We start from the raw sequence: 18,789 nt of genomic DNA, 5'->3' as shown, positions 1-18,789 counted from the left end.
GGTTGACGGGTGTGACTTGCCGTACTTCGGCGTCACATAGCGACCAGTTTTGGCGCTGCGGTATGAACCTTTAGCCATTTGTATTACCTCCTCCCTGTCGAGTCGTGAATTGAATGGTTGACCCTAGAGCGGGCGAACCGTGATGCGGATGGTCCGGCGAATCGTGCGTCGCACTGTAGCCATTACCATCTCCTCCTTCCGAAGCTATGCCCGGAAGGAGGGCCGTCGACAGACGACCTACAACTCCTGTAGACTCGACAGTCCAAGTTAGGTATTGGAACGGTCTCGAATCCGGGACTTTCTTGAGGGGCTGTGTTCGAGCACAGCCCCTCAAACTTTTAACTCCTACTTAACGCAGCTTCCGCAGCAGTGGAACACCACCGTCATAGCGCACATGAAACACAGCCCTCAACCTCGGTCCCTTCAAGGGCCATCTGGCGGAGACGGATGTAGTAGAGGGTCTTGATGCCCTTGCGCCATGCGTAGATCTGCGCCTTGTTGATATCGCGCGTGGTGGCGGTGTCCTTGAAGAACAGCGTCAGGGACAGGCCCTGGTCCACGTGCTGCGTGGCAGCGGCGTAGGTGTCGATGATCTTCTCGTAGCCGATTTCGTAGGCATCCTGGTAATACTCCAGGTTGTCGTTGGTCAGGTACGGCGCCGGGTAGTAGACGCGGCCGATCTTGCCTTCCTTGCGGATTTCGATTTTGGCGGCCACCGGGTGGATGGAGGACGTGGAGTTGTTGATGTAGCTGATGGAACCCGTAGGCGGTACAGCCTGGAGGTTCTGGTTGTAGATACCGTGCTCCATGACGGAAGCCTTCAGCTCACGCCAGTCATCCTGGGTAGGGATGTGGTGGCCGGCGAAGAGCTCGCTGACGCGCTCCGTAGCCGGAACCCATTCCTGCTCGGTGTACTTGTCGAAGAATTCACCGGACGCGTAGGTGGACTTCTCGAAGCCGCCGAACTTCTGGCCGGTCTCAATGGCAAGACGGTTGGAAGCGCGCAGAGCGTGGAACAGCACCGTGTAGAAGTAAATGTTGGTGAAGTCCAGGCCCTCTTCGGAACCGTAGTGGACGTGCTCGCGGGCAAGGTAGCCGTGGAGGTTCATCTGGCCAAGGCCGATTGCGTGGCTCTGGGCGTTGCCCTGGGCGATGGACGGCACCGAGTTGATGTACGACATATCGGACACAGCGCTGAGGGCGCGGATGGACGTCTCGATGGAGCGGCCAAAGTCCGGCGAGTCCATGGTCTTGGCGATGTTCATGGAACCGAGGTTGCAGGAAATGTCCTTACCCACGGTCTCGTAGCTGAGGTCCTCGGCGTAAATGGACGGTGAGGAAACCTGCAGGATCTCCGAGCACAGGTTGCTCATGGTGATCTTGCCGTCAATCGGGTTGGCCCGGTTCACGGTGTCCTCGAACATGATGTACGGGTAGCCGGACTCGAACTGGATCTCCGCGAGGGTCTGGAAGAACTCGCGGGCGCTGATCTTGGTCTTCTTGATCCGGGAATCGTCAACCATCTCGTAGTACTTCTCGGTCACCGAAATATCGGAGAACGGAACACCGTAGACCTTCTCCACGTCATACGGGGAGAAGAGGTACATGTCCTCGTTCTTCTTGGCGAGCTCGAACGTGATGTCCGGAACCACAACGCCCAAGGAGAGCGTCTTGATGCGGATCTTCTCGTCGGCGTTCTCGCGCTTGGTGTCCAGGAAGCGGTGGATGTCCGGGTGGTGGGCGTGCAGGTACACCGCACCTGCACCCTGGCGGGCACCGAGCTGGTTGGCGTAGGAGAAGCTGTCTTCGAGGAGCTTCATCACGGGGATGACGCCGGAGGACTGGTTTTCGATCTGCTTGATCGGTGCGCCGTGCTCGCGGATGTTGGTGAGTGAAAGCGCTACACCGCCGCCACGCTTGGAGAGCTGGAGCGCGGAGTTGATGGCGCGGGCGATCGACTCCATGTTGTCTTCGATGCGGAGCAGGAAGCAGGAGACGAGCTCGCCGCGCTGTGCCTTGCCGGCGTTGAGGAACGTGGGAGTAGCCGGCTGGAAACGGCCGTCAATGATCTCGTCAACGAGGCGGTTGGCCAGGTCTTCGTCGCCGCGTGCCAGGTGCAATGCAACCATGCAGACGCGGTCTTCGTAGCGCTCCAGGAAACGCTTGCCGTCAAAAGTCTTCAGCGTGTAGGACGTATAGAACTTGAAGGCGCCGAGGAAGGTCTCGAAGCGGAATTTCTTCTTGTACGCGCGGTTGAAGAGGTCACGGATGAAGTTCATCGTGTACTGGTCAAGGGTTTCGCGCTCGTAGTACTGGTTCTTCACCAGGTAATCGAGCTTCTCTTCCAGGTCGTGGAAGAACACCGTGTTGTTGTTCACGTGCTGCAGGAAGTACTGGTGCGCAGCTTCACGGTCAGCTTCGAACTGGATCTCGCCGTTAGGGCCATACAGGTTCAGCATGGCGTTGAGCTCGTGATAACCCAACCCCTTGAAAGCCTCAGGCAGCGGCTTCTTAACCGTGTCCACAGCGCCCCCGGTTACTTCTGTTTCTGCGACAGTTGTGTCCAAAACTTTTCCAGCCCTTCGTTGACCCGCTGAACGTCTTCCGGCGTTCCCATGAGTTCAAATTTGTAAAGATGCGGCACGTTGCACTTGACGGAGATGATGTCCCCTGCCGCGCAGTAGTTGTCCGCGAAATTAGTGTTTCCTGCTCCAATAACACCGCGGATCAGTTCCCTGTTCCTGGGATCGTTGAGAAATCTGATGACCTGCTTCGGCACGGAACCTTCGCCGTTCGTTCCGCCATAAGTGGGCAGTACAAGGACGAAGGGTTCGAGTGCTCGAAGCGGGGCATCCTGGGCATAGAGCGGGATGCGTGCTGCATCCGTGCCCAACTTCTGGACGAATCGTTTGGTGTTCTCGGAGGTCGAGGAAAAGTAGATGAGGTGACTCCTCGTGGTCACAGCTTCCGCAGCATCGCGTACGGGTGCCGCTGCCAGCGGTGCCATGGGAGTCACCTCTACTACATAGGAATTCTTAGAGTGCTGTGGTGGCGAAGTCTGAATGAAACTTAGGCCACGGAGGAAACGGCCTGGGCCAGTTCCTCGATTTTGTCCGGGCGGAAACCAGACCAGTGGTCCTGCTCGGTGACGACAACCGGTGCCTGCATGTAGCCCAGTGCCTTGAGGCGCTCAAGGGCCTCGGCGTCCTGGGAGATGTCCACACTCTGGTAGGCAATGCCCTTCTTGTCGAGTGCGCGGTAGGTTGCGTTGCACTGAACACAGGCCGGCTTCGTGTAAACCGTTACGGTCATGATCCCTGTCCCCTAAGTTGAAGTCTGATTCTCTTCGTATCTGGCGGGCTCAACCGGAACTAATTACTGAATCCGATACCGGCCCGCGGGCTGCCGTGACAGCCAACACGCTCTGATTTTGTCTTGCGCTGGTTTCCCGCTCAATCCGTAAATCGATACTACATGTAGTGCAAGCGCCGAACTGGAACCCCAAGATGATGTATTACAAGTATGTCATTCAATCCACTGCTCGTCCACAGGCAAGGGTCCTCAAAATGTCCGTGATTCCGGCAAATTGAGAGATGTCATCCACACCCTGTGGACTACTTAGCCACATTTAATCTTCAGCGTGTCGCCGGGATACGGCGTGTCGTGACACTTTGAAAATGTGGCGTGGCGAACAGCTAAAATCGGCTGATGGTCAACCTTCTCCATCTCCGCACCTTGATGGAGGTCACCCGGCTGGGTTCCTTCGCAGCCGCTGCCGCCCAACTCGGCTACACAGCTTCGGCAGTCTCCCAACAGATGGCCGCGCTGGAACGCGATACCGGCGTCGAGCTCTTCCAGCGGTCAGCCCGCAGCGTTGTGCCAACGGAGGCCGCGGTGACCATGACCCGGCACGCGTCCAAGGTGCTGACCGACGTCGAGGCTCTCATGGCAGCAGCCTCAAGGACCAACGACTCCCCCGCCCAGGAGCTGAGGCTGGGTATTTTCCCCAGCCTGGCCACCTACGTGCTGCCGGACATTATCCGGAATGAACGATGGAATGGCCTGGGTATTGAGCTGAAAGTGTCCGTAGCCGAACCCGCCCAAACCATTCAGGGCCTGCGAAGCGGCGGCGAACTGGATGTGGCGCTGGTCTATCAGGTTGGCCAGTCCGGCCTGGCGTGGCCGCATTCGTTGGAACGCCAGTGGATTGGCGACGACGACTTCCGGGTGGTGCTGCCTGCGTCCTGGAAAATCCGGGAGGACGCCGAGATCGAGGCCGCCCATCTGTCCGACATGCCGTGGATCATCCACCACCCCGGCACCAGCGATGCCCTGGTGATAGAACGCCTCTTCGCCAGCTGCAACCTTCACCCCCGAGTTGTGGCTTACAGCGACGACTTCCATGCGAGTTTGGAGATGACCGCCGCCGGTCTCGGTGCCTCGCTGGTACCGGAATTGGCGCTGCGGAACCGGCCACCCGGCGTCGTGGTTCTCGACGTCCCGGACATCCGGCTGGCGCGGAACGTGTTCGCCCTGCTGATCAACGAAAAACGGACGGCCCAAGTGCAGTTGTTCACACAGCTGCTTGCAGACACCCTCAGGGATACGTCGGGAAAGAGCGGCCTTCACCCCCTGAAATCCGCTCCTGTCAAGGGCCGCAACCTCCCGAGGTGAATTGGCGCGAAGTGCTGGAACCCGCCCGTTGATGGGGTTAGATTGATCACATGGGCAAGGTAGCGAGCAAACATTTTGGGGAGATCGAGCTCAACCACGGGCGTGAACATTGCTTCGTCGCGAGACACGAACTTGGCGGCAACCAGCTTGAGTTGGACCTCAATGTCACTGCGCACGACCACTTCGATGAGGCGGCCATGCGCAAGGTGGACTACAGGTTGCGCTTCCTGCCTGAACTCGTGGACCAAGTCAGGGAAATGATCGCCGACGAACTGGATCAGGACGGCACCAACCCCCAACAATTCCTCCATTTTCACTGTTCGCAGCTCAAGGAAGAGCAGCTCGAATCCGTCTTCGGTGTCACCGACAAAGGCCAGCTCACCAACGACGTCTTCCTCAAAGCACTCAAACTCGGCCACGTGGCCATCTATCCCGGCCAGCCGGAACGGTACTTCGTACTGGACTTCACCCTCGGCTCACACTTCACGGACGAACTGTTGGTGGCTGCAGCTGACGAGGACGGCGTGGTGGACGACGAGATTCTCTGGGAGTCCTAACTACTTCGTTTAACAGCTCACCACGGACGGTCCACCCCCGGGGCTTTGTCCGGCCCCCGCAGGTACTCGCCCCGCTCCTGACCCTCAGAACGCTCAAGCTGTGCTTGCCGCCCGCTTTCTTCAAGCTGCTGGAGTTGCTCCTGGTTCGGGGGCGGCTGCGTGGCCTGCCCGGACGTGGAGGGATCCTTGCTTGGCGATTCACCCGCGGAAATTTTGCCGTTGAGACGTTCCTGGGCCGCGTCGAGACTCTCTCCCTCTCCCGCTGCATTTGCCGGTCCCTCCGCATGGCATTGCGGCGGTGCTTTCTCAGCTGCGGCTTTGGCTTCCGTGAACAAGCGGGCCGCAGCGTCCGGATCCCCGGCCGCATCCCCCAGCTTCTCGATGCTCAACACAAGATTGACACGCACTTTGCACTCGTCAATGCCGGCCCCCACCTCCAACGCAGACTCAAAGTGTTTTCGCGCAGCGGCAAAGTCGCCCGCCAGGACATGGGCATCCCCGGAGGCGAGAAGTCCCTTGTGGGGCTCCAGCATGTTCGCCACCTGCAACCACGACGCCGCAGTGGCCACTGCTTCCTGCTCTCCAGCGTCAAAGGACTCTGCGGCGGAGGCGCCCAGCACACCAACGCTCAGGAGCTTCGCGGCAACTGCGAGCGCCAGCAGCGCAGGTGGTGCTGAGTAGAGCGCCAGCCGTCGTCGGCGTCGTCGTCGTGCGTTGTCGTCGTTCATGGGGTGGGCTCCTTCCGCACTGCAGGCCGAAGCGATTGGAGGGCGGTCAAGTGCCGTAAAGGTTCGTTGATCGCCAGAAGGAAAGCGGCCATGGCGAGCAGCCAGTAGAGTTCCACTCGGCCCGGGCCGTTGTGGGTGATCGCGGTGATGGCTCCGGGGCGGGCTTGGCTCAACATGTCCGAGGTTGGCTCGGTTCCTGACCTGTGGGTGTAGGGGACGTGGAGCTGGTCTGCGATGGTCCGCAACTGATCTTCATCGATCCGTGAGAGGGCGTCCTGCGGGGTGTCGGAGGTTCTGTCCCTGACGTATCCGGCGTCGGCGTTGGAGGTTTCCTTCATCCGGCCGCCCTGCCCGGTTCCGTACCCGAGCACCGCTCCCCCGGCCACGTTGCCGGCGTCCATGGGCGACGGTGCTTCTGTGCTGGTGTTCTCACCGTCGCCGGCGTAAAAGACCAGTGCGGGGCGTCCTGGGTGTTGCTGCTTGGCTGTCTGGAGCCTTTCTTTCAGGAGTTGCGCCGCGCCGGTCACGCTGCTTCCTTTGGCGTACCTGCTGTTTTGGGGTTGCAGGGTGGCCATGGCTGTTTGCAGCGCTGTTGCGTCCTGTGTGAGGGGTACGCGTACGGTGGCTTTGTTGTCGAAGGTGATGAGCGAGAACTTGGCTCCGGCGAGTTCCTTGGCGATGGCCATGACGTCCTGTTGAACTCCTGAAAGCCGGGTGCTGCTGCCCTTGTAGTCTTCTGCGGCCATGCTGGTGCTGGTGTCCACCACGAAGAAAACGTCCAGGTCTGCGGTGCCGGTTTGGGCTTGGCCTCCGGTCCAACCGGGACGCAGTGCTGCAAGGAGCAGAACGAGCACGGCGGCACTGCGCAGGGCTGCAGGTTTCCAGGGTTGTTGCCGCCGGCTTCGTTTGCGACGCACCAGGGTCCAGGTCGTGAAGCCCAACAAAGCCACGCAGGCCATGGCCAGGAAAGGCCATGGAACAAGGGGTGCGAAGGTCATGGTTCCAACCGCCATCCGAGCAGGATCATCCCCGTACCGGCCAGCACAGCAATTCCCAGGGGCCATGCAGGAGCATCGTCGAGCACTACCCGGGGCGCTGCAAGGTAACTGGTGGCTTCGGTCTCCTGCACTTTCTGGACGATGCCCTGAACGGCGTCCGGGCTATCAAGCGTGAAGTAGGTGCCGCCGGTTCGTTGGGCTGCTGCCTTGAGCTGGGCCCCTGGCTGATTGGGTTGCCCGCCGTAGTCCATGTCGCCGGGGTTGAGCGCGTGCACTTTCACCTTCTTCTCGGCGGCCAGGGCCGAGGCTTCTTCGAGGGTGAAGATGGGTTCCCCGGAAAGGAAGTTGTCCGTGGCCAGCACCACGGATCGCGAGCGCTCCCCTGCGTCAGTGCCGGGGAAGCTCTGTACGCACGTCGCCAGCCCGTCGCCAATGAGAGAGGACCCTTCCCCGTACCACGTGCCGTCAAAGAAGGACCCTGCGCCGCTGTCCAAGGCTTCTTTGGCTTGGGTGAGTTGCTCGGCGGCGTACTGGTAGTCGTCGGTGAGCGGGAAGAGTTGAACGCTGCTGCTGTCAAAGATGACCATGCCGATTCTCTCGCCATCGAATTCCTTGGCCAGGTCTTCGAATACTGCTGCGATGGCGGCGTCTGTGCTGGTCATGGACCCGGACACGTCCAGGCAGAGCACAATGTCCCTGTTCCTGATTTCCGGTTGCTCCGTTGACCGGTGGATGGGTCTTGCAGCTGCCGTGGCGGTGGCGGCGAGGAACACGGCGCCCAGCATCACGGCGAGCGCCAAGCGTGTGCGGTGCCGGCGGAGGGCGTGCTGGTATTCAGGGAGGTTGGTGAGCCGCTCACCGTGGGCAATGGGTCGGGTCTCTGGGGTACGACGACGGCGGTACAGCCAGGCGGTGACTGTCACCGCTGCTGCGGCCAAGGGAAGGATCCACCAGTAGCTCAGTTCCATGCCCGCACCACCTGACGTGCGGCTTCTGCGGACTGCCTGACGGAATCGACCGGTTGGGGCGCGAATTCGTTGGGGTAGATGCCGGCTATTCCCGTGGCCAGTTGTTTAAGGTCGTGGCGGTGGAGGTCTTCCAGGGTCATGGAAGTCAAGGGCAGGCCCGTGGCCGCTCCGGCGAACTCCCGCACGAGGAAACTGAGTCTCTGGTGGGCGTCGCGCTGTGGCAAGCGGCCGGCGTCGGCGTCGGCTGCTGTGGCGTCGATTGCCGTCAGGCATGCGGCTCGTAGCGTGTCCAGGTTAGGTACGTGGCGGACCGGCGCGTCTTGGCGGACGGGAGCCTTCTTGCGGGTGGACAGGAGGATCCAGGCGTACCAGGACCCGATGAGGAGCACGAGCAAGATTCCGAGCCATAACCATTGCGGTTGATAGTGCAGGGGCGAATAGAAGCCCGCTTCATCCTGCACGGTTGCCGCCCTTGGGAGAGGTCCTGGCAGTGAAGGCCCGGGAGCGGTGTTTTTCCAGCAGAGCGAACACTGAAGTCAGGACCTCTTCGCTGCCGGTTGTTTGCTCCTCGGCAATTCCCAGGCGGTGGAACACGTCCCGCCGCTGCTGTTCGCGTTCCAGGGTTGCCGCAGCGTAGGCGGAACGCACCTTGGCGTCCACAGCCAGGGACAGGGGAATTCCTTGCCCTGTGCCCACATCAGTGCTTTCCTGCATCCGGTTCCCTGCCACGGCAGCCAGTTCCGCGTCGCGGACTGTCAGCCACAACACCTCGTGCCGGCCGCGCAGCTTTCGCATGAGTGTCTCGGTCCGGGCGTCCGGCAGGAATTCATCCGCCACGGCAACGATGAGTAGACGCCCTTTCAGATACCGCAACACATAGTCCAGCTGCTCGGCAATGCCACTGGCTGGACCGTCCAAGGAAGCGCTCGCATCCACTGCTCGGAGCAGCCGTTCCAGATGCTCTTCGCCACTGCGGGGCGGGACATAGGTGGACTCAGTGGCGTTCCCGTGGAGGAGACCTACGTCGTCACCATGCCGGGACGCCAGATAACCCAGTACGCCGGCAGCTTGCACGGCGATGTCTCTCTTGGGTTCCCCGGACAATGCTTGTGCGGCCATGTTCCTGCCGGTGTCCACGAGGAGAAGGACTGTGTGTCGACGAACCGCCACATAACGCTTAACCAGGGGCGATCCGTGCCGTGCGGTGGCTTTCCAATCGATATCACGGACCTCGTCGCCAGGGACGTACGCCCGGAGTTCATCGAAGTCCAAGCTGCGGCCTTTGAACACCGAACCATACTCGCCGTCGAGAAGGGTCAGTGTCCTGCGGTGGGCGAAGATGAACATCTTCGACTTGACGCGTCGGAGGAGGCTGGGCACGCGCCTGCCCCGCTACGGCGTCTGCACGGATGCCAACACGGCATCGATGACGGTCTCCACGGAAATCCCCTCAACTACGGCATCGAATCCAAGAATGATCCGGTGACGCAGGATCCTCTGTGCAAGGTTCTTGACGTCCTCAGGAATGACGTGGTCACGTCCCTTGAGCACTGCCATGGCGCGGGCCGCCTGGCTGAAGGCGATGCTGGCCCGCGGGCTGGCCCCAAACTCCACAACGTTGGCCAGCCGTGGCTCCAAATACTGTGAAGCGTTACGGGTCACGTAGGCGAGCCCCACGATGTACCGCACGATTGCCGGATCAATATAGACCCGCCGCACCAATTCCTGGACTTGAACCACAGCGTCAAGGGACGCCGCGGCCGGAGGCTTCGGCTCTGTACTGAAAACGCCGGCGTCAATCCGCCGGATAACCTCCGCTTCCTCCGCAGGGCTCGGATAGTCCAGGACGTCCTTGAGCATGAACCGGTCCATCTGGGCTTCGGGGAGACGATACGTCCCTTCCTGCTCGATGGGGTTTTGGGTAGCAAGCACCAAGAAGGGCTGCGGCAAAGGATAGGACTCGCCCCCTATGGACGTCTGCCGCTCCTGCATCGCTTCGAGCATGGCACTCTGCGTCTTGGCACTGGATCGGTTGATCTCATCCAACAGCACAATGTTGGCGTGAACGGGTCCCAGCTGCGTGACGAACGTGCCCTTGGCGGCGTCGAAAATCTGTGTTCCGGCGATGTCGCTGGGCAGCAGGTCCGGTGTGCACTGTATCCGGCGGAATTCTGCGCTCACCGACTCCGCGATCGCTTGGGCCGCTGTGGTCTTGGCCAGGCCGGGAACACTTTCCAGCAGGACATGCCCGCCGGTCAGCAGACCGATGACCAACGTCTCACGCAGCCGGGCCTGACCCACCACTTTGTTTTCGAAGCTGCGGACGATGCTGCCGACGAGTTGCTGGGCACGGGCCATGTCCGGTGCATCAATTCCCGCCATGGCTGTGATCTGTTGCACTCGTGGTCCCCTCGATGGCATTGATGTGAAACGGCCACTCTATCCAAGCCTTGCTTGATGAGGCACCGCAATGGGTACCCCTCCCCATGTGGACTTCAGAGGTCTATCCTTTTGCCATGCATGAGCTACCAGCCGCCTATCAGAAGTACCTAGCCTCCCAAGACCAGCACGTCATCGACGCCGTACGGCCGGTCCTGCTCCAGTCTGCAGCAGACCAACGGCACGGCGTACGCATCACTTTCAACAGGGGCCCTACCGGACACCAGGCCCACCTGGACGAGACCGTACCCTACGGCGAGATCATCGAGGACATCGACTGACGCACAGCTAGCCCTTCATGGCGCCGGAGAGGGCGAATGAATTTCCCATGCCGCGGGATACCAGTGCATAAAGGACCAAGACGGGGACCGAATACAGAATGGAGAACGCGGCCAGTTGACCGTAGGCAATCGCGCCGTGCTGGCCGAAGAAGCTGAAGATGGACACCGCGGCCGGCTGCTTGCCGGTGGACAGCAACAGGATGAAAGGGACGAAGAAGTTCCCCCATGCCTGGATGAAGACGAAGATGAACACCACTCCCAGCCCCTGCCTCATCAGCGGTAAGACGATGCTCCGGAGCGTCGCCACCGTCGATGCCCCGTCCACCCAGGCCGCTTCCTCCAACTCCAGAGGGACTGAATCCATGAAATTCTTGGTCATCCAAATCGCCATCGGCAAAGTGGTTGTGGCCATGAAGAAGATTGTTGCCACCATGGAATCCAAAAACTGCAGCTGAACAAACAAGCCATAGACAGGCACCATGATGGCCGTCACGGGCAACGATGTCCCAAAAAGGACCGTATACATGAAGGGCTTGTTGAACCGGGACTGATACCTGGACAACGGGTACGCGGCGAGCACGGCAGCAAGCACATTGACCACGGCAGTGCCCGCCGATAAGAGGAAACTGTTGGCCACGGGCTGGAACAACAACTCAGGCGTCATCACTGCACTGAAGTTCTCAATGGACGGCGCCACCGGAACTTTGGTCTGGTAACCGGCCTGGGGATCGACGGAGGCCAACAGCAACCACAGCAGCGGCGCAACAAAACACACCCCGATCACGGCCAAGGCAATGTCCGCACCCAGCTTCGCCCTGGCAGTCATGTCTTTTGCTCCCGTAACAGCCGGACGTACACAGCACCGAAAATCATTCCCAGCAGGATCAGTACCGACGCCACCGCGGTGCCATAGCCAATGTCACCGAACTTGAAGGCCTCCTGATACGCCAGCACGGGCAACGTGGTGCTGGCGTTAGCGGGACCGCCCGCCGTCATCACCCAGATCAGGGTGAACACTGCCAGCGTCTGAAGAGTAATCAGCATCAGGTTGGTGGCTATGCTGCTTCGGATCAGCGGAATCGTGATGAAGGCCAGCCTTTGCCAACCGCGCGCCCCATCCATGAGTGCCGCCTCTGTAACATCCCGGGGAACATCAGCCAGCGCCGCCCTGTAGACCAACATGGAGAACGCGGTTCCGCGCCACGTGTTCGCCAGGATGATTGCCACCAAAGGGAAGGAGTACAACCAATCCGGCCCCTCGCTACCCATTGATCCCAGTACCTGATTGAGCGTCCCGTCCCGGTTGAAATAGGCGTAGGCGGCAAATGCCGCCACGATCTCCGGCAGCACCCAGGCCGCCACCACCGCGGTCCCTACCCACGATGCCACCACCCGGCGCGAACGCGTCATCAGCAGGGCAATGAGCAAGCCCAGCACATTCTGGCCCAGGACGGCGGACGCAGCGACGAACACCACCGTGAGCCACGCGGCCAAAGGAAAGGAATCATCGCTGAACATCCGGACATAATTGTCCGCGCCCACCCACTGCGGATCCCTGGCCGCCTTCCCCGACAACGCGGCGTCCGTGAACGACGCGTAAAAGGACCACGCCACAGGAGCCAGGAGGAACACCAGCAGCAATAGGACGGATGGAACTACCGGGAGCAGCCGCAGGAAGCGGCGAATTCTCATTTCTCCAGGACCTTGTCCTCACCTACCAGCTTCCGAACGGTGGCATCGTATTCAGCCGCTGCGTCCTCGGGACTTTGCTTACCGGTGATGACAGACTCCGTAGCTACCTGCACGGCCGTGGAAATTCTGGGGTAATCGGCCGTCGCGGGGCGGTAGTGCGTCACCTTCACCAAGTCTGAAACGTCCTTCACGAACGGGTTGGCCGCCAAGTACTCAGGCTCCGAGGCCACATCCGTCCGTACGGCGATCTGGGAATTGTTGATGTCGTAGGCCAACGCATTCTTTTTGTTCAGTGCAGTAGTGAGGAACTGGAAAGCCAGCTCAGGGTTCTTGCTCTTCGCCCCCACAGCCAAGGTCCAACCGCCGGACATGCTCACACCGCCGGGATCCTGTCCCCTCTGCGTGGGGAACATCGCAACGCCCATCTCCTGCTCATAGCCGGCCCACTCGTAAGCGCCGCCTTTCTGCCAGAACGACGGCGTGTAGGAACCCTCCACGGTTGCCCCAAGTTTGCCTTGCGGGAACCACTCGCCAAAAACCTTCTTCCAGACGTTGGCGTCCAAGGCTTCGGCCGGGCTCACGGCCAGCTTCTCGTCATAAAGGGTTTTCAGGAACGACAAAGAGTCGGTGAACCCCTGGGAACCCACCACCCACTTCTTTGCGTCCACGTCATACAAGCTGCTGTCGGTGCCGTAAAGCAATTCATAAAAGCTCTGCATGGCTGTGCCCTCGCCGGTCCCCTTACCGGCATACATGGTGAAGGGGATGACGTCGGGATTCGAGGCCTTCATGGCGCGGGCAGCCGTGAGGATCTCGTCCCAGGATTTCGGCTGCCACGGGACAGGAATTCCAGCTTTCTGCAGGACGGTCTTGTTGTACCAGATGGCCCGGGTATCGGTGCCCAGCGGTACCGCGTAAATTCCGCCGTCGTCCGCCCGGCCGGCTTCCTTGGCCGCTTCGTTGAACGCCGCCCAGTCATCCCATTTCTCGAGGTAACCGTCCAATTTGAGCAGATAACCGGCGTCGACGTCGGAACGAACCTTGAAGCTGTCCTCATAGAAGACGTCCGGTGCCGTGTCACCTGACCTCTGAGCCAGCGCCAGCTTGGTCCCGTAGTCGTCGTCGTTGGCCTGGATGGGTTGAAGGTCCACTGTCACGCCGGTGTTGGACGCCTCGAACTCCTTCTTGGCGTCCTGCATGACCGCGTCCAAAGCCGTGAACGAATCGGTCTTCTGATACACGATTTTAAGGCTCTTGCTCTCCGCGGCCTCAGGCGTCGGCGAACAGGAGGTCGCTGCCGCAAGGACGGCAGCGACCGAAACGAGCGTGACGGCAAACTTCACCGGCATGTGCATCACTGGCACTTTAATCACAGGGCGGCGCATGGTGCTCCATTCAGTCGAACGTGGCTTCAGCCCCCATGATTCACCGCGACACGCCTGAAACGTGGCCGAGCCTTCTGGATATTTAGTTGTCCTGCTTCGATCTAGCCTTCCAGCAGCAGCCTTTGCGCCCTAGGTGCCAGCATGTGCTCCAAAACCAAGCACGCGGCCCCAATGGCTCCAACGTCTTCACCTACACCGGAACCCACAACTTCAAGATCGTGGATCATCCGGGCGGCGTTGTTTTTGTCCAACAGTTGAGGAACGCGATCCATGAAGTACGGTGACATGCGACCCCAGAACGGCCCCCCAAAGACGACGCGCTCCACGTCCAGGGTGTTGGTCACTATGGAAACAGCACGCGCCACCAAGGTGGCGGACTTGTCCAGGATGGCAATGGCCTTGGCGTCACCAGCATCTGCTGCGTCACACAGCTGGGCATACCTTTCCTGGACTTCGGGGCCGTCCGCCCCGGCCCGGTGCCCTTCGAGCACCCCGGCGGCCTCGGCCTCGGCCACCAGTACCTGCGGGATACAGGAAGACTTCACGCAGCCACGCAATCCACAATCACACTGCGGACCGTTAGGGTCCACCACAATGTGGCCGATTTCGCCGGCGTTACCCGACGTCCCGCGCACTACTTCGTCATTGAGGACAATGCCACAACCGATGCCGGTTCCCATGTACATGAACACGAAGCTGCCGGCACCGCTGGCACCGCCAGCCCACGTTTCCGCCACTGCGGCGCTCGTGACGTCCTTGTCCACCAGCGTTTCCATACCAGTGGCCTCGGCCAAAGCCTCGCGGATGCGCACACGGTTCCAGCGTGTCAGGAGCGGCGGCTCCACCACAGAGCCTTCGTCGAGGTCAATCGGGCCAGGGACGGCAACGCCCAGTCCGGAGATCTTGGAGGCATCGATGCCTGATTCCTCGATGAGGACATTGATCTGTTGAGCGATGCTGGTGATGACGCCGGCCGGGTCACCGCCGGGCGTAGCCATTCGGGAATGTTTGACGACGTCACCCAGCAAGTCCAGAACCACAAAAGTGATAACAGCGGGGTCCAGATGAACGCCCACAGCGTACATGCCTGCCGGGTTCAGCCGCAGGATAGTCCTGGGCTTGCCGGGCCCTGAACCCTCCTTGCCGGCCTCCACGATCAACTCCTGGTCCAGGAGACGCCTGGAAATATTGGAAATCGTCTGCGGGGAAAGTCCCACGATCTGAGCCAACTCCACGCGACTGAGTCCACCGGATGAGCGGCGGATCGCCTCCAGAATGACAGTCAAATTGAAGTCCCCCATGCGGGGAAGGTTGGTTCCGCGCCTCGGTGTCGGCTGCCGGATCTCAGTCACTGATGCCCCTCGTCATTGGGATGAAGTTCGTCGAAGTTGGTCGTTGTTTGAATCGTACGATACCGCTGCCGTTACGGATATGAGCACACGCTGACACCGGCATCAGGGGTTGGTAACGATGCCACTGAATTGCAGGGGACGGCCATGTGCGGGCTCCTGTTGGCGGGAATCAGGACTTCCGGCTGCGGGTTACTGTAAATTTCGGATTGCGGCCTTCCTCCACCGTCGGCCCGATGTCCCGTTCCAGGGCGGCCCGGTACTGCAAGTGGCTGTTGTAGACAGTCCACAGCTCTCCACCGGGGGCCAAAACCCGGGCGGCAGCCTGAAACATCTTCAGGGCAGCGCCGGCGTGAACGCTGGCGCCCAGGTGGAACGGCGGGTTCAGCAGGATGAGGTCGACGCTGCCGGATTCCAGGGTGGACATGGCGTCATCGTGGACCACTACCAATCGCTCACCCAGCCCGTTTGCCACTGCCGTGGCCTTGGCAGAAGCAACTGCCGCCGCGGATTGGTCGGTGGCGAGCACTCGGGCGTCCGGGTGGCGGAGTGCGTACATCGTGGCGAGAATGCCGGTTCCGCACCCCAGATCCACAGCTTTCCGGGCGGCAGGCATGCGGTCCATGAACGTCAGTAAATACCGGGTACCGATGTCCAGGCGGGCGCCGGAAAAAGCAGCGCCATGCGCACACACTGTAATCCCCAGTTCCGGCAGGGCCTCCGCCACCGGAAAGGGGCGCACACCCGCGGTTGCTTTGGGATCCCGTGCCACCAGGACCCGGGACTTACGCCGGGCAAGTTGCGGTTGAACAGATGAGAAGTACCGTTCCAAGACCGCATTCATGCCCAAGGACATGTGCTTGACGCGGCCACCGGCGAGCAGGACCGTATGCGGGGCCGCAAAGCTGGCAACGGCGTCGGCGATTTCCTCCAGCTCAGCCAGCGACTTAGGCAACTGCAAAAGCACCACGCTGGCATCGTGCAGCAAGTCCCGGTCCAGTTCGTGCTCGGTGAAGCGGCCTTCCAAACCGGCTGCTACAGCATTGCGGTTCAGCGCAAGCCTTCCCGTGAAAAGGTCCTGGTTGACGCGTACATGCCCGACGCCGAGCCCAGCCAAGGCGCCCAAGGTCAGGGCGCCGTACCGGTCTCCAAGGACTACCACCTTGGAATCAGGGCCCAAGAAATCAGCAGCGGTCTCCAGCAGAAGACTGTCTGTGGCATCAAAGGCCTGCAGATTGTCAGCCTCGATGTCAGGAAGCCTGCTCAACCCCTTCAACAGCGCTTCACCATCCATTGCCTTCACGGTGCGGTTCTCGCTTTCATGCTTAACTGTCTCGACTTTAGGCTGGCTTGGGAGGAACCTAGTGCTTGCAAGACACAAACACCTGTCATGCCCTTGGTGGACGACTGCCCCCACGGGGGGCAGGCATATTTCACGGCGACCCTTGGAGCCAGGCACCGGGATCCACCTGTTTTAGGCTCCCCTCCCCCTGTGAGAAGCCATGAGTGTCAATGTTGTCACGAACCTTGAAGTAAAGTCCCACAACTCTCCCGATGAAACGAGACGCCCCGATAAAACGGTGCTGGACCTCGTGACGGTGGGAGAATACACAATCGGCCGAATGACCTTCGAACCAGGCTGGACCTGGGCCGGCTGCATCAAACCTGTAGTTGGCACCGACTCCTGCGAGTTGAGCCACGTCGGATTCTGCGTTTCCGGAAACCTGGAAGTAGAAACCAACGACGGCGGCAAGATCAACATTTCAGCCGGTGATTCTTACAGCATTCCGCCGGGTCACAACGCCCGCGTGGTGGGCGACCAACCGTTCCAAGGCGTCGAGTTTGTCAGCGGCGCCGAATTCGCGCGGCCCACCGAGTAGCCCCGGTTCCTCAAGAACGACATGAAAAAGACCCCGCTCAATGAGCGGGGTCTTTCAACTGAAGTGGAGCTGAGGGGACTCGAACCCCTGACCCCCTGCATGCCATGCAGGTGCGCTACCAGCTGCGCCACAGCCCCGAATGTTACTGGAAATCCATTGCCTTCACGCGGTTCGATTTCTCTTCCCGTCGAAGCAACTCGTCAATACTAACCACAATCATGTGAGAAGCGAAATCGTCGGAACGTGAGCTGCATCACTCCACGCGGCCGCCCTGGCGACAACGGCCGCAGCCGGGGTGCGACGGATTACTCCACCGCACCTCCCCCCAAACCAGCTGCGCCAGAGCCGCCAATATCGGACCGCGACTCTCCCTAAAGTCTAGAATTACTCAGGATCAAAACCAAACCGTTCAGTCGGTTTAACACGCTGCACCCACCCAGCCCACCGATGATAGCGTTGTGGAGTCTCGACGGCGGCCCGCCCGTCCGTCTCCTGACCCACCTGAGAGGCCACCCACTACCGATGCAACAACGTGCGAAAGACACCCGGCTTTCCGTCATCGAAGGAGCCGCCCGGGTATTCGCAGAAATCGGCTACGGTAATGCCAGCCTGACCGACATCACCAAACGTGCAGGCGTGACGAAGGGGGCGCTCTACTTCCACTTCAGCTCAAAACGGGAGCTTGCGTTGGCTGTCATAGAGCAGCAGCACGCAATCGTCGTGGCAGCGGGATCTGACATCGCAGCCTCAGATGCTCCCGCCCTGGACAAGCTCATAGGCCTGTGCAGGATGTTCGGTCACCAGCTCCTGGACGAACCGGTAGTCCAAGGAGGTATACGGCTCACTTTTGAAGCCTCCGCCTTCGACGCTGACGTCTCAGGCCCCTACCAGGACTGGATCCATACTGCAGAGCAGCTACTGCGGCAGGCAGCCACGGATGGCTTCGTTCGTGCCGATCTGGATGCCGCAGCATTTGCCCGGTACCTCGTTTCCTCCTTCACCGGAGTTCAGATGGTTTCCGAAGTCCTCACATCCCGTGAAGACGTCCTGCTAAGGATCGAACAGATGTGGGAGTTCATGCTGCCTGCTTTGCGCCCCATGCCAGGCAGCTAGGCGGAATCCCCCCGAGAGATTATCCGGCACGAAAAAGGCCCTGTCCTCTCCATGCAATTCATGAAGAAGACAGGACCCTGTTGGTGGAGCTGAGGGGACTCGAACCCCTGACCCCCTGCATGCCATGCAGGTGCGCTACCAGCTGCGCCACAGCCCCATATTCTTGCTGCTTCACGCTCAGCTTTTCAGCTATCCGCGCCGAAGCAACTCAAATATCTTAGAACAGCATTTCCGAAAATTCCAAATCGGACATACTTCTGCTGGCTGCTGTTCCTAGTGCTCGGAATCCTCCACGGAAACAGCCTTGGCAGAAGCGTCATCGCCCAGTTCGAGATCCACTACAGGGCAATCCTTCCAGAGCCGCTCCAGGGCGTAGAACACGCGATCCTCCGAGTGCTGGACATGGATCACGATGTCCGCATAGTCCAGAAGAACCCAGCGGCCTTCCGAGCGGCCCTCACGGCGTACAGGACGAAGGTCCTGCTTCAGCAGTTCTTCTTCAATACCGTCAACAATGGCGTTGACCTGGCGCTCGGTGGGAGCCGATGCGATCAGGAAGACGTCAGTGAGCGCCAAACGTTCGCTGACGTCCAGGGCGACAATGTCCTCGGCAAGCTTCTCTGCCGCGGCACGCGCGGCGTGACGGGCGAGGGTGATGGATTGTTCATGTGCAGACACGGGGTACTCCTTGTTGTGGCCAGTGGCCTATGTTTGGCTGGGCCTAT

General features: G+C 60.4%; 20 protein-coding genes and 2 tRNA genes. 5 read left to right on the top strand and 17 right to left on the bottom strand.

Annotated features, from left to right (window positions below; genetic code table 11):
• Nucleotides 1-383: 383 nt before the first annotated feature.
• The 3 genes from nrdE to nrdH all read right to left on the bottom strand — a co-directional run bounded on the left by nrdE (nt 384) and on the right by nrdH (nt 3,312).
• Nucleotides 384-2,525, bottom strand: a complete 2,142-nt coding sequence (gene nrdE / locus AR689_RS09160) for a class 1b ribonucleoside-diphosphate reductase subunit alpha (protein ID WP_286158877.1) — start codon at nt 2,523-2,525, stop codon at nt 384-386.
• Between the two features lie 11 nt (nt 2,526-2,536).
• Nucleotides 2,537-3,007, bottom strand: coding sequence for a class Ib ribonucleoside-diphosphate reductase assembly flavoprotein NrdI (nrdI, locus tag AR689_RS09155; protein ID WP_062069348.1), 471 nt, complete (start codon nt 3,005-3,007; stop codon nt 2,537-2,539).
• Between the two features lie 62 nt (nt 3,008-3,069).
• A complete protein-coding gene (nrdH, locus tag AR689_RS09150) occupies nt 3,070-3,312 on the bottom strand; it encodes a glutaredoxin-like protein NrdH (RefSeq protein ID WP_011775022.1) in 243 nt (80 codons plus the stop codon).
• Between the two features lie 396 nt (nt 3,313-3,708).
• Here nrdH and AR689_RS09145 point away from each other — a divergent pair, with 396 nt between their 5' ends.
• Together AR689_RS09145 and AR689_RS09140 are read left to right on the top strand one after the other, a co-directional pair.
• Nucleotides 3,709-4,674: a LysR family transcriptional regulator gene (locus AR689_RS09145; RefSeq protein ID WP_062069345.1), complete on the top strand. Its 966-nt coding sequence runs from the start codon at nt 3,709-3,711 to the stop codon at nt 4,672-4,674.
• Between the two features lie 50 nt (nt 4,675-4,724).
• Nucleotides 4,725-5,231 carry a DUF2004 domain-containing protein gene (locus AR689_RS09140; RefSeq protein WP_062069343.1) on the top strand — a complete coding sequence of 169 codons (507 nt, stop codon included), beginning with the start codon at nt 4,725-4,727 and terminating at the stop codon, nt 5,229-5,231.
• A 17-nt stretch (nt 5,232-5,248) separates the two neighbouring features.
• Here the strand turns inward: AR689_RS09140 and AR689_RS09135 are convergent, their stop codons facing one another.
• From AR689_RS09135 to AR689_RS09110, 6 genes are read right to left on the bottom strand one after another with little or no spacing between them, the layout of a single operon-like run.
• Entirely contained in the window at nt 5,249-5,959 is a 711-nt protein-coding gene (locus tag AR689_RS09135) for a hypothetical protein (protein WP_062069340.1), read from the bottom strand.
• Complete coding sequence (locus AR689_RS09130) at nt 5,956-6,972, bottom strand: vWA domain-containing protein (protein ID WP_062069337.1); 1,017 nt, start codon at nt 6,970-6,972, stop codon at nt 5,956-5,958. Before AR689_RS09130 ends, AR689_RS09135 begins: the two co-directional genes overlap by 4 nt.
• Complete coding sequence (locus AR689_RS09125) at nt 6,954-7,925, bottom strand: vWA domain-containing protein (protein ID WP_062069335.1); 972 nt, start codon at nt 7,923-7,925, stop codon at nt 6,954-6,956. The genes AR689_RS09130 and AR689_RS09125 overlap by 19 nt, the downstream gene beginning before the upstream one ends.
• Nucleotides 7,916-8,386, bottom strand: a complete 471-nt coding sequence (locus AR689_RS09120) for a hypothetical protein (protein ID WP_062069332.1) — start codon at nt 8,384-8,386, stop codon at nt 7,916-7,918. Before AR689_RS09120 ends, AR689_RS09125 begins: the two co-directional genes overlap by 10 nt.
• A complete protein-coding gene (locus AR689_RS09115) occupies nt 8,376-9,305 on the bottom strand; it encodes a DUF58 domain-containing protein (RefSeq protein ID WP_062069329.1) in 930 nt (309 codons plus the stop codon). The genes AR689_RS09120 and AR689_RS09115 overlap by 11 nt, the downstream gene beginning before the upstream one ends.
• 12 nt (nt 9,306-9,317) lie before the next feature.
• Nucleotides 9,318-10,325, bottom strand: a complete 1,008-nt coding sequence (locus AR689_RS09110) for an AAA family ATPase (protein ID WP_062069326.1) — start codon at nt 10,323-10,325, stop codon at nt 9,318-9,320.
• A gap of 86 nt (nt 10,326-10,411) precedes the next feature.
• Between AR689_RS09110 and AR689_RS09105 the strand changes: the two genes are divergently transcribed.
• Nucleotides 10,412-10,645: a hypothetical protein gene (locus tag AR689_RS09105; protein ID WP_062069323.1), complete on the top strand. Its 234-nt coding sequence runs from the start codon at nt 10,412-10,414 to the stop codon at nt 10,643-10,645.
• A 7-nt stretch (nt 10,646-10,652) separates the two neighbouring features.
• Here the strand turns inward: AR689_RS09105 and AR689_RS09100 are convergent, their stop codons facing one another.
• The 5 genes from AR689_RS09100 to AR689_RS09080 all read right to left on the bottom strand — a co-directional run bounded on the left by AR689_RS09100 (nt 10,653) and on the right by AR689_RS09080 (nt 16,365).
• On the bottom strand, nt 10,653-11,471 hold the full coding sequence (locus AR689_RS09100; RefSeq protein WP_062069320.1) for a carbohydrate ABC transporter permease: 819 nt from the start codon (nt 11,469-11,471) through the stop codon (nt 10,653-10,655).
• Nucleotides 11,468-12,337, bottom strand: a complete 870-nt coding sequence (locus AR689_RS09095; protein WP_062069317.1) for a carbohydrate ABC transporter permease — start codon at nt 12,335-12,337, stop codon at nt 11,468-11,470. Before AR689_RS09095 ends, AR689_RS09100 begins: the two co-directional genes overlap by 4 nt.
• Nucleotides 12,334-13,722 (bottom strand): extracellular solute-binding protein, encoded by a 1,389-nt coding sequence (locus AR689_RS09090; RefSeq protein ID WP_062069314.1) that lies wholly within the window; start codon nt 13,720-13,722, stop codon nt 12,334-12,336. The genes AR689_RS09095 and AR689_RS09090 overlap by 4 nt, the downstream gene beginning before the upstream one ends.
• Nucleotides 13,723-13,823: 101 nt before the next feature.
• Nucleotides 13,824-15,074, bottom strand: a complete 1,251-nt coding sequence (locus tag AR689_RS09085) for an ROK family transcriptional regulator (RefSeq protein WP_082697862.1) — start codon at nt 15,072-15,074, stop codon at nt 13,824-13,826.
• 169 nt (nt 15,075-15,243) lie between these two features.
• Nucleotides 15,244-16,365, bottom strand: a complete 1,122-nt coding sequence (locus tag AR689_RS09080) for a class I SAM-dependent methyltransferase (protein ID WP_197412851.1) — start codon at nt 16,363-16,365, stop codon at nt 15,244-15,246.
• Nucleotides 16,366-16,573: 208 nt separating this feature from the next.
• On the opposite strand from AR689_RS09080, the gene AR689_RS09075 reads away from it, so the two are divergent.
• Nucleotides 16,574-16,951, top strand: coding sequence for a cupin domain-containing protein (locus AR689_RS09075; protein ID WP_062069311.1), 378 nt, complete (start codon nt 16,574-16,576; stop codon nt 16,949-16,951).
• A gap of 64 nt (nt 16,952-17,015) precedes the next feature.
• On the opposite strand, the gene AR689_RS09070 is transcribed toward AR689_RS09075, so the two are convergent.
• Nucleotides 17,016-17,088: transfer RNA gene (locus AR689_RS09070), tRNA-Ala, on the bottom strand.
• A gap of 385 nt (nt 17,089-17,473) precedes the next feature.
• Between AR689_RS09070 and AR689_RS09065 the strand changes: the two genes are divergently transcribed.
• Nucleotides 17,474-18,064, top strand: coding sequence for a ScbR family autoregulator-binding transcription factor (locus AR689_RS09065; protein ID WP_062069308.1), 591 nt, complete (start codon nt 17,474-17,476; stop codon nt 18,062-18,064).
• An 81-nt stretch (nt 18,065-18,145) separates the two neighbouring features.
• Here AR689_RS09065 and AR689_RS09060 read toward each other — a convergent pair.
• Both AR689_RS09060 and rsfS read right to left on the bottom strand, forming a co-directional pair.
• Nucleotides 18,146-18,221: transfer RNA gene (locus AR689_RS09060), tRNA-Ala, on the bottom strand.
• Between the two features lie 116 nt (nt 18,222-18,337).
• Entirely contained in the window at nt 18,338-18,742 is a 405-nt protein-coding gene (gene rsfS, locus AR689_RS09055; protein ID WP_062069306.1) for a ribosome silencing factor, read from the bottom strand.
• Nucleotides 18,743-18,789 lie beyond the last annotated feature (47 nt).

It is taken from the genome of Arthrobacter sp. EpRS71 (genome assembly GCF_001512285.1).
Classification (GTDB): domain Bacteria; phylum Actinomycetota; class Actinomycetes; order Actinomycetales; family Micrococcaceae; genus Arthrobacter.
This window is presented reverse-complemented; position numbering and strand designations above follow the sequence as displayed.

Excerpts from the sequence above, each read along its gene's own strand:
- AR689_RS09065 (WP_062069308.1), top strand. The coding sequence starts at position 17,474 with ATGCAACAACGTGCGAAAGACACCCGGCTTTCCGTCATCGAAGGAGCC.
- AR689_RS09140 (WP_062069343.1), top strand. The coding sequence starts at position 4,725 with ATGGGCAAGGTAGCGAGCAAACATTTTGGGGAGATCGAGCTCAACCAC.
- nrdH (WP_011775022.1), bottom strand. The coding sequence starts at position 3,312 with ATGACCGTAACGGTTTACACGAAGCCGGCCTGTGTTCAGTGCAACGCA.
- AR689_RS09100 (WP_062069320.1), bottom strand. The coding sequence starts at position 11,471 with ATGACTGCCAGGGCGAAGCTGGGTGCGGACATTGCCTTGGCCGTGATC.
- AR689_RS09080 (WP_197412851.1), bottom strand. The coding sequence starts at position 16,365 with ATGGATGGTGAAGCGCTGTTGAAGGGGTTGAGCAGGCTTCCTGACATC.
- AR689_RS09135 (WP_062069340.1), bottom strand. The coding sequence starts at position 5,959 with ATGAACGACGACAACGCACGACGACGACGCCGACGACGGCTGGCGCTC.
- AR689_RS09105 (WP_062069323.1), top strand. The coding sequence starts at position 10,412 with ATGTGGACTTCAGAGGTCTATCCTTTTGCCATGCATGAGCTACCAGCC.
- AR689_RS09095 (WP_062069317.1), bottom strand. The coding sequence starts at position 12,337 with ATGAGAATTCGCCGCTTCCTGCGGCTGCTCCCGGTAGTTCCATCCGTC.
- AR689_RS09125 (WP_062069335.1), bottom strand. The coding sequence starts at position 7,925 with ATGGAACTGAGCTACTGGTGGATCCTTCCCTTGGCCGCAGCAGCGGTG.
- AR689_RS09145 (WP_062069345.1), top strand. The coding sequence starts at position 3,709 with ATGGTCAACCTTCTCCATCTCCGCACCTTGATGGAGGTCACCCGGCTG.
- AR689_RS09090 (WP_062069314.1), bottom strand. The coding sequence starts at position 13,722 with ATGCGCCGCCCTGTGATTAAAGTGCCAGTGATGCACATGCCGGTGAAG.
- AR689_RS09130 (WP_062069337.1), bottom strand. The coding sequence starts at position 6,972 with ATGGCGGTTGGAACCATGACCTTCGCACCCCTTGTTCCATGGCCTTTC.
- nrdI (WP_062069348.1), bottom strand. The coding sequence starts at position 3,007 with ATGGCACCGCTGGCAGCGGCACCCGTACGCGATGCTGCGGAAGCTGTG.
- AR689_RS09075 (WP_062069311.1), top strand. The coding sequence starts at position 16,574 with ATGAGTGTCAATGTTGTCACGAACCTTGAAGTAAAGTCCCACAACTCT.